The organism is Roseinatronobacter thiooxidans (assembly GCF_001870675.1).
GTDB lineage: Bacteria > Pseudomonadota > Alphaproteobacteria > Rhodobacterales > Rhodobacteraceae > Roseinatronobacter > Roseinatronobacter thiooxidans.
Genome location: NZ_MEHT01000005.1, coordinates 96,610 through 109,961 on the forward strand (window position 1 = coordinate 96,610; position 13,352 = coordinate 109,961).

The 13,352-nt window shown below is 60.7% G+C and carries 13 protein-coding genes; 4 read left to right on the forward strand and 9 right to left on the reverse strand.

Going from position 1 to position 13,352, the window contains the following annotated elements:
- Window positions 1–8: 8 nt before the first annotated feature.
- The 5 genes from BG455_RS02610 to BG455_RS02630 form a co-directional block, all read right to left on the reverse strand.
- The gene (locus tag BG455_RS02610) at window positions 9–710 is read right to left on the reverse strand and encodes a response regulator (RefSeq protein WP_084386099.1); all 702 of its coding nucleotides are present in this window, start codon (window positions 708–710) and stop codon (window positions 9–11) included.
- A 96-nt stretch (window positions 711–806) separates the two neighbouring features.
- On the reverse strand, window positions 807–1,247 hold the full coding sequence (gene aroQ / locus BG455_RS02615; RefSeq protein ID WP_084386100.1) for a type II 3-dehydroquinate dehydratase: 441 nt from the start codon (window positions 1,245–1,247) through the stop codon (window positions 807–809).
- A 41-nt stretch (window positions 1,248–1,288) separates the two neighbouring features.
- Entirely contained in the window at window positions 1,289–2,029 is a 741-nt protein-coding gene (locus BG455_RS02620) for a lysophospholipid acyltransferase family protein (protein ID WP_071468411.1), read from the reverse strand.
- Window positions 2,029–2,901: a cell division protein FtsX gene (locus BG455_RS02625; protein WP_245735450.1), complete on the reverse strand. Its 873-nt coding sequence runs from the start codon at window positions 2,899–2,901 to the stop codon at window positions 2,029–2,031. The genes BG455_RS02620 and BG455_RS02625 overlap by 1 nt, the downstream gene beginning before the upstream one ends.
- Complete coding sequence (locus BG455_RS02630) at window positions 2,898–3,569, reverse strand: cell division ATP-binding protein FtsE (protein ID WP_071468413.1); 672 nt, start codon at window positions 3,567–3,569, stop codon at window positions 2,898–2,900. The genes BG455_RS02625 and BG455_RS02630 overlap by 4 nt, the downstream gene beginning before the upstream one ends.
- Before the next feature lie 182 nt (window positions 3,570–3,751).
- Here BG455_RS02630 and BG455_RS02635 point away from each other — a divergent pair, with 182 nt between their 5' ends.
- Window positions 3,752–4,453: a zinc-ribbon domain-containing protein gene (locus BG455_RS02635; RefSeq protein WP_071468414.1), complete on the forward strand. Its 702-nt coding sequence runs from the start codon at window positions 3,752–3,754 to the stop codon at window positions 4,451–4,453.
- 44 nt (window positions 4,454–4,497) lie between these two features.
- Here the strand turns inward: BG455_RS02635 and BG455_RS02640 are convergent, their stop codons facing one another.
- Window positions 4,498–6,678 carry a transglycosylase domain-containing protein gene (locus BG455_RS02640; RefSeq protein ID WP_071468415.1) on the reverse strand — a complete coding sequence of 727 codons (2,181 nt, stop codon included), beginning with the start codon at window positions 6,676–6,678 and terminating at the stop codon, window positions 4,498–4,500.
- A 303-nt stretch (window positions 6,679–6,981) separates the two neighbouring features.
- Between BG455_RS02640 and BG455_RS02645 the strand changes: the two genes are divergently transcribed.
- A complete protein-coding gene (locus BG455_RS02645; protein ID WP_071468416.1) occupies window positions 6,982–7,320 on the forward strand; it encodes a P-II family nitrogen regulator in 339 nt (112 codons plus the stop codon).
- A gap of 37 nt (window positions 7,321–7,357) precedes the next feature.
- Window positions 7,358–8,707, forward strand: a complete 1,350-nt coding sequence (locus BG455_RS02650) for an ammonium transporter (protein WP_071468482.1) — start codon at window positions 7,358–7,360, stop codon at window positions 8,705–8,707.
- Window positions 8,708–8,770: 63 nt separating this feature from the next.
- Here BG455_RS02650 and BG455_RS02655 read toward each other — a convergent pair whose 3' ends face one another.
- From BG455_RS02655 to BG455_RS02665, 3 genes are all read right to left on the reverse strand, one after another.
- Window positions 8,771–10,024 (reverse strand): DNA polymerase IV, encoded by a 1,254-nt coding sequence (locus tag BG455_RS02655; RefSeq protein WP_071468417.1) that lies wholly within the window; start codon window positions 10,022–10,024, stop codon window positions 8,771–8,773.
- Window positions 10,025–10,068: 44 nt separating this feature from the next.
- On the reverse strand, window positions 10,069–12,000 hold the full coding sequence (locus BG455_RS02660; protein ID WP_425438710.1) for a D-alanyl-D-alanine carboxypeptidase family protein: 1,932 nt from the start codon (window positions 11,998–12,000) through the stop codon (window positions 10,069–10,071).
- Window positions 12,001–12,197: 197 nt separating this feature from the next.
- Window positions 12,198–12,902, reverse strand: coding sequence for an HAD family hydrolase (locus BG455_RS02665; RefSeq protein WP_071468419.1), 705 nt, complete (start codon window positions 12,900–12,902; stop codon window positions 12,198–12,200).
- 98 nt (window positions 12,903–13,000) lie between these two features.
- Between BG455_RS02665 and clpS the strand changes: the two genes are divergently transcribed.
- Window positions 13,001–13,342 carry an ATP-dependent Clp protease adapter ClpS gene (gene clpS, locus BG455_RS02670; RefSeq protein WP_084386106.1) on the forward strand — a complete coding sequence of 114 codons (342 nt, stop codon included), beginning with the start codon at window positions 13,001–13,003 and terminating at the stop codon, window positions 13,340–13,342.
- The last annotated feature ends 10 nt before the right edge of the window (window positions 13,343–13,352 follow it).

The following is a 13,352-nucleotide window of genomic DNA, read 5'->3' on the forward strand; positions in this document are numbered from 1 at the left end:
TGGCCGGTTCAGGGTTTGCGCAGAATTTCGGCATAGCTGGCGGAATTGGCAATCCGCACCGCCTGAGTCCGGCTTTGCGCGCCAAGTTTGCGCAAAATCGCCGTGACATGCGCTTTGACCGTGGTTTCGCTGATCGACAACTCGAAGGCGATTTGCTTGTTCAGATACCCTTCGCAGACCAGCGCCAGAATCCGGCCCTGTTGCGGGGTCAGTTCCGACAGGCGGTCAATGACATCGCGCTCGGCGTCGGGGTGGGCATCGGTTGCGGGGGGCGTGTAATCGCGCGGCAGATAGCTGCCGCCCTGCGACACCGCGCGGATGGCCGCGACAAATTCTTCGCGGGGGCTGTGTTTGGGAACAAACCCTGCCGCGCCTGCATGCAGCACGGCTGTGATGATCCGGTCTTCGGACATGGACGAGACGACAATGACAGGAACGCCCGGCGCGGCATTGCGCAGGCGCGCCAGACCATCAAGCCCCGCGACATCGGGCAGGTTGAGGTCCAGCACGATGGTATCTACTTCCAGCCCACCACGAAATGCCTCCAATGCTGCCCCAAGCGAGCTGCGCGTCTCTACCTGTGACAGGCCCAGCGCATCGGACAAGGTCATTTGCAGGGCTTCGCAAAATAGCGGGTGGTCATCGATCACCAGTATCATCTCGCCCCTCTCTATGGTGACCGCATCCATTGTAATCATTGTTTCACGCATCACATACTCGTTCGCGCAGCTTTGACCATGGGACGAATCATAGCATCAATCGGAGCGGGGAATACCCCCTCCATAGGTCTTACAAGGCGCGCGGCCTTAGCCCAGCAACAGCGCCATATGCCGCAGCGCCAGCAGGTAGCCCTGCGTGCCGCAACCTGCGATCACGGCATCGGCGCGGGTGCTGACATAGGAATGGTGGCGAAACGCCTCGCGCTTGTGGATGTTGGAGATGTGCACCTCGATCACTGGCCCCTCGAATGTGTTGAGAGCGTCCAGAATGGCGATTGATGTATGGGTATAGGCGGCTGGGTTTATGATGATCCCCTGCGCGGCAAGGCGCGCGTCGTGGATCATGTCCACCAGCGCACCTTCGTGGTTGGATTGCCTGCACTGGGTCTGCAACCCCAGTTCCTGCGCAAGCTGCCCACAGGCGCGCGCGACATCGTCCAGCGTCTCATGGCCATAAATCTCTGGCTGGCGCTGGCCCAGCAGGTTCAGATTGGGGCCATTCAGAATTTCAATCATCGGCGTTGCCATTATCGCCCCTTTTATGTGCTGCGTCGGGTGTCATATCACATCTATGCGTGCGGGCGTAGCTGTTCGCGCGCTTCATCGGCCAGCTTGTCTGACGTCGCCTCGACAACTGCCTCCAGTTCGGCAAGAAAGTCGCGGGGCGGCATGCCCGCCGGAATGGGCGGCAGGAATTCGACCACGGCCAGACCGGGCTTGCGAAACAGGCTGTGGCGCGGCCAGAACATGCCAACATTGGTGGCCACAGGCACGCAATCTTGCGCAAGTTCCTGATAGAGCACCGCAGTGCCAATCTTGTAGGGCATCTTGACGCCGGGGGCGACGCGGGTGCCTTGGGGGTAGATAATCAGCTGGCCCACGGCCTCGGTGCCTGCCTTGACCCGCGCGGTCATCTGCTTGATGGCCTGCCCGCGCTTGCCGCGATCGACCGGCACACAGCCCACACGCAGCGCATACCAGCCCAGAATGGGCGCATAGACCAGTTGCTTTTTCATAATGAATCGCGGGCGTGGAAGTGCGCCAAAGATCATGATGATATCCAGAAACGACTGATGCTTGGCCGCGATCAGTACGCCCCCTTGCGGCACCTCTCCGCGAATTTCCGAGTGCAGCCCCGCGATGACCGCCGCCGACCAGCGCACATAGCGGCAATAGACATGCATCGCCATCAATGCCCCCTCGCGCCGCACAAGCGCATAGGGCAGGAACACAACCGCCAGAACCAGCATCGCCAGATACATCTGCCCGATAAAGGTGACAGACCGCACCCATTGCACTGCATGACGCATCAGGTCACCCCTCTGAGAACGTGAAAAGCCGTGGCCATGCTGGCCATCCACGAAAGTGCCACCACCAAGGCGGGAATGACAAGTGGCAACAGCCAGCCCGCCCCCTGAAAGCCGATGCCGGCCAGCAGATGCGCGGTCCCTTCCAGTTCGGGCATGCTCAGAAGCGCGGCACAGGCCACAAGCGTGCCTGTGCTGGCCCCAAGTGCTGCCCTGCGCGTGATCCGGCGCACGAAAGCGCGCGCGATGAAGCGGTCCTTGGCCCCCACCAGCCGCAACACCTTGATGACCTGCCCGTTGGAGGCCAGACTTGCACTTGCCGCCAGCGCGATGATTGCGGCTGTCACGGCACCAATCAGCACCAGCGAGAAGACCGCGAAACCGCGCATGCGCGCCGCCGCCTGCGCCAAGGGCCTGCGCCAGCGGGTGTGGTCGTCATAGACCGCGCCCGGGGCCTCGGCGCTTAGGCGCAGGCGCAGGCCCTGGCGGTCTGGCCCTTCCTCTGTCTCGTACAATTCTATCAGGCGGGGCAGCGGCAGGGCATCCAGCGGCAGGTCAGGGCCAAGCCATGCTTCCAGCAACGCCGCCTGATCTTCGGCCACCATGACACGGGCCTCGGCGATGCCGGGGGTTGTGCGCAGCACATCCAGAACGATGGCGGTTTGTGCATCCAGCTCGCCCGCCGCGGCGGAAATCCGCACTGTGGCCGTTTGCGCCAGCGAGGCAGACCAGCCGCGCGCAAGATTTGCAGATGTCACCGACAGTGCCAGTGCGAACACCGCCAGAAACCCCATTGCGGCAGCACTGAGGGTAATCAGCCAGATGCTTTGGCCAGACCGCGGGACCACCAGATCAGAGATGTCGCGCGCGCTCACAATTCCGCCCCCGCGATTTGCAGCTTGCGCCCCGAGAACCGCAGCACACGCGCATTCACATGCGCTTTCGCAAAGCGGATCAGGTTCAGGTCATGCGTGGCAATCACAATGGCAGTGCCCATGCGGTTCAGTTCCACCATCAGCATCAGCAGGCGTTGCGACATGTCCCAATCCAGATTGCCTGTGGGTTCATCCGCCAGCAGCAAGGTCGGGGCCACGATCACCGCGCGCGCAAGTGCGGCGCGCTGACGCTCGCCGCCCGACAAGGTGGGCGGAAAGGCGTTAGCATGCCCGCCCAGCCCGACCCACCCCAGAAGGTCTGACAAATCGGTCTCGGTCAGGTCGCGGCCTGTGGTGGTCAGGGGCAGGCCCACATTCTGCGCGACACTCAAATGGTCCAGAAACTGGCAGTCCTGATGCACCACGCCAATGCGCTGGCGCGTTTCGGCCAGCTGGTCGCGGGTCATCTCGGCCAAGGCGCGCCCCATGACGCTGACCTTGCCGGAACTTGGCTGCAATTCGCCATAACACAGTTTCAGAATGGTGCTTTTGCCTGCCCCGGAAGGGCCGGTCAGGAAATGAAAACTGCCCTGCTCCAGCCGCAGCGTGACATCCCGAAACAGCGGCCCGCCGCCGTAATCATGCGATACATCCTCGAAAGCAATCATGCGCGCCCCGATGCCGCGCGACAGCGCACGCGGTCCAATGTATAACTGCCACGCAGATAGACCATTTTGCGTGTTCCCATCACAATACCTGCTAATAAACTTGGAGAACGCCTTGACGCTTGCTACATCATAAGGAATGCCACGCCAATGCCCCGCGTCGCGGTTTTGCTCAAGGGAAGATCATGCGTTTAGTTTGCACCGAATGTAACGCCCAATACGAGATTGACGCCGCGTTATTGCCCGATTCTGGGCGCGAAGTACAATGCTCGGCCTGCGGGCATGTGTGGTTTCAGGAAAAGACACCAGCAGTTGCGGCAGCGGCGCCCGCGCAGGGACATATGCCCAAACCCACAGCGGATGCGCCCCTTGCAGAGGCAGCGCCAACACCACGCAAGGTTGATGACAAGGTTCTGGAAATCCTGCGCGAGGAAGCAGAGTTTGAATCCCGCCAGCGCGCCCGAGAGGCAGAGGCGCTGGAAACGCAGCCCGATCTGGGGCTGTCGGGTGCTGCCCCTTGGCCCAGCGGCGCAAAGCATACCGCGCCCGCCCCCCCGAAAGACGCGCCAGACGCGACACCAAAGGCCAACACACAGGCCGCATTCCCCGATATCGAAGATATCAGCGCGTCACTGGAACCCATCAGCCAAAGTCGCGCAGGGCGCAGCACCACCGAATTCGACCTGCCTGCCACCGCGAACGAGCGCAGACGCAGTTTTTGGGGCGGGCTGGCCGTGCCATTGGTGCTGGCCGCCATCCTGATTGCCCCATATCTGATGGCCTCTGAAATCATCACAGCGCTGCCTGCGTCAGAACCTGCGATGACAGGTTATGTGAATACTGTTGACGGGATGCGCATACGCCTTGCGGCGCTACTGAACGGTTAAGGTGTGGCGCGCCCTACCTGAATTGCGACAGGTGGGCGCTGCACTTAATTGCCCCCGAAGATTGATCCCAAAACCCCTCTGATCGTGTCTTCCAGCGAAGTGCCGCTGCTTTGGGCCGAAGAGGGCTGAGAACTTTGGGATGGCGAGGATTGAGGTGCCTCCAGAACAGGGCGCTGCGGCTCGATCATCGGCAGGGGGCGCGATGGCAGGCCTTGATGCACCCGCACCATCGTTTCGCGCCAGATATCGGCAGGCAAGCCGCCCCCTGTCACGCCTTGCAACGGAGAATTGTCGTCATATCCCATCCAGACGCCGGTGACATAATCTGCGGTAAAGCCAATGAACCATGCATCGCGTGCGGCCTGTGTCGTGCCTGTCTTGGCAGCGGCCTGCCTGCCGTCAAGGCGCGCGCGCCCGCCCGTACCATCGGCGATCACCTGCGTCATCATCCATGTCAGCACCTGCGCCGACCGTTCCGAGATGACCCGATCGCCAATACCGCTACGGGCCTCGAACAAAGGCGCAGCTTCTTGCAACAGGCGAAGCTGCTCGATCCCGTAGGGGCGCACGGCGCTGCCACCGTTCAGAATGCCCGCATAGGCGGCGGTCATTTCCAGAAGGTTGGATTCAGACGCCCCCAGCGCCAGCGCGGGGCCTTCGGCAAGATCACTGTGCAATCCGAACTGGTTTGCCACTTCGCGCACACGCTCGCGGCCCATCGCCTCGGATATCCGCACGGCAGGCGTGTTCAGCGACCGCGCCAAAGCTTCGGTCAGGGTGACGAAGCCCCGAAACTCGTTGTCATAATTGCGCGGCGACCATGCCCCGGAGCCGGGTGTGTTGATCGTCAGCGGCGCATCTTCGACAATGTCAAACGGCTCGAACCCGTTTTCCAGCGCGGCAGCAAACAGGAACGGTTTGAACGCAGACCCTGTCTGGCGCATAGCCTGCGTGGCGCGGTTGAACCCGCCAACACTGGCCGCGCGCCCGCCAACCATGCCACGCACCGCCCCGTCAGCGGACATGACAACCACGGCCACTTCCGCCTCGGACCCGTCGCGCACGCGGGTGTCAAAGACATGGGCCACGGCCTCTTCTGCGGCAGTCTGGATGCGGGGGTCAAAGGTGGTGCGCATCATCACATCTTCGGTGGTGTCGCGGGTCAGATAGGCAGGGCCGGATTGCATCAGCCAGTCGGCAAAACTGATTCCGCGCTGCGCCTCGGCGCTGCTGGAAAGCGTCGCGGGGTAAGAGCGCGCCTCTGCGAATTCGTAGTCCGTCAGATAGCCTTGTTCCTGCATCAGGCCGATAACGACATTCGCGCGCGCCTGTGCGCGGGCAAGGTTGCGAGTGGGCGCATACAGCGATGGCGCAACCAGCAACCCTGCCAGCATGGCCCCTTCAGCCGGGCCAACCTCGTTGGCAGAGCGCCCGAAATAGCGCTGCGCCGCAGCCTCGAACCCGCGCGCGCCCGCGCCAAGGAAGGCACGGTTCATATAGATCGTCAGGATCTCATCTTTGGAAAACTTTGCCTCCAGCGCGAAGGCGAAGGGCAATTCCTTGATCTTGCGCCAGATGGTGCCACGGCGGCAATCGGCTTCATAGGCGGCTTCGGAACTCCATGCATCAGGGTCGAACGGCACCCCAAGGCAGAGCAGCTTGGCCACCTGCTGCGTGATGGTGGACCCGCCCGCGCCGGAAAACCCGCTGCGCCCCGATTGCAGGTTTGTCCGGATCGCCCCTGCTATCCCGCGCGGCGATACGCCAAGATGGCTGTAGAATCGCCGGTCTTCAGTGGCGATGATGGCGTTTTTCAGATGGGGTGACACGGTATCTGCGGTAATGATTCCCCCGAAGGTTTCGCCCCGCCACGCAAAGACATTGCCATTGGTGTCCGTCATGGTGACAGAGCCGCGCGCGCGCGCATCCAGCAGGTCGCCCAAGGGCGGCATGATCATGTAATAATAGGCAGATGCCAGAAATAGCAGCATCGCCACTGTCGCGCCAAAGCGCCATGTCACGCCCCAAATGATCCGCCACACCAGCGCAACAGTGGCGGAAATAAACCGCACAACAATGTTGCGTGATTTGCGCTTGGCGGGTGCGGCCTTGCGCGCGGATGTCTGGCCCGACCGCGCGCTGGCCCGCGGCTTCGCAGGTTTTGCGCTCCGCGGGGCGCGCCGGTCGGCAGTCAATTTACCTTTGTTTCCACCAGAACTGGCCATACCCCGAACCCTTACATCTGCCTGCGTGCTTGCTCAAAATCTCGATCACTATTGTGGCTGTGTTTGCCACTCTCGCTGCGAAATTGCTACCTCAATCGCGGTAAGTTGTACGGGGCTGCGCATCTTGGATATTCCCAAAATGCTTAATTTTTAGTCACTGCCACAAAATTGTGCACATTTTTTCCGTTTTCGCGCCAGAACCCCGCCGCAACGCGGCAAAATAATGGAACTCTGGCGGTCCAGACCGCTGATTAAGACCGTGCGGTCCAATGGACTCTCGCTCTCGAAGAAAGGGGATGACCTGTGAAATACATCATAGCGGCAATTAAACCGTTCAAGCTGGAAGAGGTCCGTGAAGCGCTGACATCGATCGGCGTGCGCGGGATGATGGTTACCGAAATCAAAGGGTTTGGCGCGCAATCGGGCCATACCGAAATCTATCGCGGCGCAGAATACGCGGTAAATTTCGTACCCAAGCTGAAGCTGGAAATCGGCGTGTCCGATGCCATGGCAGAGCAGGTGGTCGAAACACTGCAAAAGACAGCGCGCACCGACAAGATCGGGGATGGCAAAATTTTTGTGCTGGACCTTGCAGCCGCAACGCGGGTGCGCACGGGGGAAACCGGCGATGACGCGCTCTGACATGATGGCGGGACAAATTCAAAAAGGACAAATGCTGATGCAACTGAAAAAAACTCTCCCACTCGCGGCCTCAGCGATTCTGCTGCCAAGCCTTGCGCTGGCACAGGAGGCAGAGGGCGTGGTTGAAGCGATGGAGGCAGTCGCCGCGTTGAATACCGAGATGGTGTTCATCATGAACTCGCTGCTGTTCCTTGTCGGCGGCTTTCTGGTGTTCTTCATGGCTGCCGGTTTCTGTATGCTGGAAACGGGCCTCGTACGCTCGAAGAACGCAACCATGCAGGCCACCAAGAACGTGGCGCTGTTCTCGCTGGCAACGATTGCCTATTTCCTTGTTGGCTTCAACCTGATGTACCCCGGTGATTGGGTGCTAGAAGGCTGGCTGGGTGGCATTGCCCCAACTGTGCTAGAGCCTGTGGGCGTTGCGCTGGAAGATGTCGGGGACATCGAATACGCGTCGGTCGGGTCGGATTTCATCTTTCAGCTGATGTTCTGTGCGGCTGTCGCCTCGATCGTGTCGGGTGCTGTTGCAGAACGCATCAAGCTGTGGCCCTTTCTGGTGTTCGTGGTCATCCTGACAGGCATCATCTACCCGATCCAGGCCAGCTGGAGCTGGGGCGGAGGCTTCCTTGACGAGATGGGTTTCTCTGACTTTGCAGGCTCTTCCATCGTGCATGCCGCAGGCGGCTGGGCCGCGCTGGCAGGTGTGATCGTGCTGGGGGCGCGCTATGGCAAATACGGCAAGGATGGTCGCGTCACAGTTATGCCCGGCTCGAACCTGCCACTGGCAACATTGGGCATGTTCATTCTGTGGCTGGGCTGGTTCGGCTTCAATGGCGGCTCTCAGCTGGCCATGGGCACGATTTCAGATGTCGCAGACGTTAGCCGCATTTTCGCCAACACCAACACGGCGGCTGCCGGTGGCGCTATTGCAGCATTGATCCTGTCAACTGTCCTATACAAAAAGCCTGACCTTACCATGGTGCTGAACGGCGCGCTGGCTGGTCTGGTGTCGATCACAGCAGAGCCGCTGACCCCCTCGCTGGGCGCTGCAACGCTGATCGGTGCTGTCGGTGGTGTGATTGTTGTTCTGACCATTCCGCTGCTGGACAAGCTGAAGATTGACGATGTGGTGGGTGCGATCCCTGTGCACCTGTTCGCAGGTCTATGGGGCACGATGGCTGTGCCGCTGACCAATAGCGACGCAAGTTTTGTCACGCAGTTCATGGGCATGGCCGCAATCGGTATCTTCATGTTCTCGGCCTCGCTGGTGGTCTGGCTGATCCTGAAAGCCGTGATGGGCATCCGCGTCAGCGACGAAGACCAGGTTACAGGTCTGGACAAGTCCGACATGGGGATGGAAGCCTATCCAGAGTTCAGCAACAGCTGATCCTCTCAGTAAGACAAAGAAAGGCCCCGCATCTGCGGGGCCTTTTTTCATGGCTTGGGTGTTTCAGCGCAGGCTGCGCCCCTTGACTACACTCTGGGGGCCGAAGCGGGCGCGCAAACGGTCCATCGCGCGTTCAGCCTCGGCGCGGCGGGCGGCATCGGGGTCCAGCAGGTCGGCGCGAAAGCCCGCGCCCTGATCCTCGGTCAGGTCCGAAATGCCAACCCCTATCAGCCGGAACGGGGCCGCCGCCATGGCCTGCGCCAGCAGCGGGCGCGCGCTGCGGTAGATCACATCCGCCAGCGCTGTCGGGTCATGCAGGCTAAGCCTGCGGGTCAGGATGCGATGATCGGCGCGTTTGAGTTTCAGCGTGACCACGCGCCCCGCCAGCCCCTTGGCCTTGGCCCGCGCAGAGACTTGATCGGCCAGCCGCCACAGATGGCCGTCAAGTGCTGCTTCATCATGCAGGTCAGTAGTGAAGGTCGTCTCTTTCGAGATGGATTTCACCTCTCTGTCAGGGGCCACGCGCCGCGTGTCCTGCCCGCGCGCCAGATGCCAAAGCCGCGATCCCATCGCGCCGAATCGCGCGACAAGATCTGCTTGGTCCCAGCGTTTGAGATCGTCAATCGTGGCGATTCCCACGCGCTCCAACTGCCCGCGCATGGCCGCCCCTACCCCCCAGATAATACTGACAGGCTTGCCGCGCAGGAACCCTTCGGTGGCAGCTTTCGAGATCACCGAAAACCCGCGCGGCTTGTCCAGATCCGAGGCGATCTTGGCCAGAAACTTGTTATGCGACAGCCCCACCGAGCCCGACAGGCGCAACTCCTTCTCCATGCGCCCCAGCAGTTTTGCCAGCATCACGGCAGGCGGTGCGCCATGCAGGCGCGCGGTGCCTGTCAGGTCCATGAACGCCTCATCCAGCGACAGGGGCTCGATGGCCGGCGTCAGGTCTTCCATCATCGCGCGGATCTCGCGCGAGGCTGCGCTATAGGCGTCAAACCGCGGCTTTACGATAACCGCCTCAGGGCACAGTTTCAGCGCCTTGAACATCGGCATGGCAGAGCGCACGCCATGAATGCGCGCGATATAGCAGGCCGTGGTCACAACCCCGCGCTGCCCGCCCCCAACGATAACAGGTTTGTCGCGCAAATCAGGATTGTCGCGTTTCTCGACACTGGCATAGAAGGCGTCGCAATCCATATGCGCGATCGACAGATCGAACAGTTCCGCATCCGCCACAACACGCGGCGAATGGCAGGACGGACAACGCCGCCCTTCAGGAAAACAAGTCAGACAATCGCGGCAAAATGCAAGCATAGGGGCAGTATACCGCGAAGATATGGCCGCTGGCTATGGGGCCGTCAGGGATGTGCGATAGAGCAATCCATACTGCGCGCGGACAGGCGCAGGCAAGCGCGTTCCGCCTCGGACTGGGTCAGGCCCGCAACACTGGCCTCGAACCGGCCACTGGTCTGGCGAATCCGGCTGACACCATTGCCCAAAGCCGCCGCCTCTGCCATCTTGACAGTGATCAGGCCACGCTCGGCTGCGCTGCGTGAATTGAACTGGCCCAAGGAAACCCCCCAAAGCCGTCCGCCATCCGATGTGGACAAGCGGGTTACGATTTCGGGGCCGCCGGATGTTGCCGCGTCCAGATGCGCCTCGACCGCCGCCGCAAGGGCTTGGGGGCTGGCATCATGGGATTGGGTCCGTGGGGTGCTGGTCAGGATAATGCCGGATGTATCCGGGCGGCCAGCGCCCTGATCCAGCGACGCCAGTTGAACCTGCTCCTCGGCACTTAGAATCAACGCATCATCCGCCACGGCTTCGGCCAGCATCGATTCGGAGGCGCCGATCCATGTGACATCGGACTCGTCTGTGAATTCCGCCATCTCAACGGGGGCCTGTGCACTTTGCACTGGGGTGGTGTCGCCCTCATTGGTGTCTATCTCTGCCGCTTCTGTATCAACGACTTCGGCAAGGAGCATGTCCATAGCGGGCGCGGTGCTGTCTGCTGCAACAGCGCTGCTTTCGTCATGTGTGGGGCCATCGAAGCTGTCCAGCTCTGCCACATCATCTGGGTCGGCGATGGTGAAGCCTGCCGCAATGGCCGCATCAAGTGACACATCTGCCGGTGTTTCCGATTCCGCGCGCTCGGGCCTTGGAGGAGGGGTCACGATCAAGGCTTCCGGCGCAAGGGCGGCAACCTCGGTCTCGCCCACCTCTGCCGCGACAGCCTCGGCAATGCCTGCAATGTCCGAAACGACAGCATCCACGCTTTCGCGCACTGCCAGCAAAATCGCATCATCGGGTGCCTGAACCGCGCGTGGTGCTGGCCGCGGGCTGGTGCGCACAGCGGTTTGCAACCGGATCGTCTTGGCCGCAGCACTTGGGTCATCGTCGCCATTGCGTGTGGGCGCCTGCGCCACAGCCACCGCCCCGCGCCCCTGATAGGCAGGTGTTCTGGGCGCGACCGAGGCAACACGCGTGGCCGCACGGCTGAAACCGATATCCATCAATTCAGCCACATGCGCATTACGCGCCGCCGTGGAACTGCCGCCGAACATGGTCGAGATGATGTGCTTGCCGCCCCGCTTGGCCGATGCGGTTAGGTTGAAGCCAGCAGCACGGGTATAGCCGGTCTTGATGCCATCTGCGCCCGAATAGGCGTCCAGAAAACGGCGGTTGGTGTTGGGCACATTGCCCACACCGGCAAAGTCGCTGCGGCGCGAGAAAATATTGTAATATTGCGGATAATCGAAATACAGTTGACGCCCCAGAATGGTCATGTCGCGCGCGGTCGATAAATGGCCCGGTTGCGTCAGGCCATGCGGGTTGCGAAATGTGGTGTTTTCCATCCCCATGGCGCGCGCAGTGCGGGTCATGCGTTCTGCAAATGCCTCGACCGAGCCGGAAACCCCTTCGGCCAACACCACGGCGGCGTCATTGGCAGAGCGCAGCGCCGCCGCCCGTATCAGGTAGCGCACCGAAATTTTCTGGCCGGGCCGCAGGCCAAGGCACACGCAGGTTGTCTGTGTCGCCCCCCGGCTGACGGTAAACTGGGTATCTAATGTGATCTCGCCATGCTTGATCGCCTCGAATGTGACATAGAGGGTCATCATCTTGGTCAGAGACGCGGGATGCAATTTTGTGTCATGGTTGCGTGCGAAAATAACCTCGCCGTTGCGCGCATCCATCACCATGGCAGCATAGGGCGCTGCGTGGGAAAAACCCGCAGCAAGCATTGCGGCCATAAAGAACACCGCCGCCATGGCATGGCGAAACGATCGCATGGGGTGCGTCTGCATTCTGTGCCTCGATTTTCGCCCGCGTTTGGTTTTTATTCGGGCTTACTGCTCGGACAGATCGTAGCACGATGAACGCTACAGGAAAAGCATGAATTTTCAATGTGCTTTTAAGTTATCTTAATCCAAATTCTGGCGTATTTGGTAGGCAATAGCGGGGTATTCTACCATATCCGGCATGCCGCTTAGCTGCCGTCGATCCAGCCCACCAGCTCGGTCAACTCGCCCAGATGCGCGATGCTACGATAGCGCGGATGATCGCCCGGTGTTTCCGCCCATTCTATTGCCCATTCGATTCCATGAGGCACATGAACCCCCCAACCGCCTGCAATTATGGGAGGAATCACATCCGAACGCATGGAATTTCCAACCATCAAAGCGGCCTCTGGCCCGTCGCCATGGCGCGCGAAAATGCTGGCATAGACAGGCGCTGTCTTGTTCGACACGATCTCGACCGCATCAAACAACTCGCCCAGCCCCGATTGCGCCAGCTTGCGTTCCTGATCCAGCAGATCGCCCTTGGTGATCAATACCAGCTTGTGCGAGGGGGCCAGCGCTGCGATGGCGTCTTGTGCATGGGGCAGCAATTCGATGGGGTGGCGCAGCATTTCTTGCCCCGCCGCCAGCAATTCGGCAATGACGCGGGCAGGCACACGCTCTTGTGTGACCTCGATTGCGGTTTCGATCATCGACAGCACAAACCCCTTAATCCCGAAGCCATATTGCCCCAGATTGCGCCTTTCTGCCGCAAGCAGACGCGTCATGAGCGTGTCCTTGTCGGTGTAATCGGCCAGAAGTGCTGCAAAATGTTCCTGCGTCATGCGAAAGAACCGCTCGTTATGCCAAAGCGTGTCATCGGCATCGAATCCGATCGTTGTGATGCGGGTCATTGGCTTTGGCCTTGCAAGAGGGGGTTTTCAGGACGATGTGATACGCTATATTGCCTTTTGGACCTGCAAACCAGCCTTTGAAAGAGTCGATGACCTATATGAACCGCGCCCCACAGATGACCGACCGTGACCCGGACGGGCCACAGGATGATGGCGCTGTCGTCACCAAAACACGCACCCGCAGCCAGCGCCCGCCCATGTACAAGGTCATGTTGCTGAATGACGATTACACGCCGATGGAATTCGTGGTGCATGTGCTGGAACGGTTCTTTGGAATGACCCATGCCATGGCCTTTGACATCATGCTGACCGTGCACAAGAAAGGGGTGGCAGTTGTCGGCGTCTTCTCTTATGAGGTCGCGGAAACCAAGGTTGCGCAGGTCATGGATTTTGCGCGGCGACACCAACACCCGCTGCAATGCACGCTGGAAAAAGAGTAAGGCGCGGCGC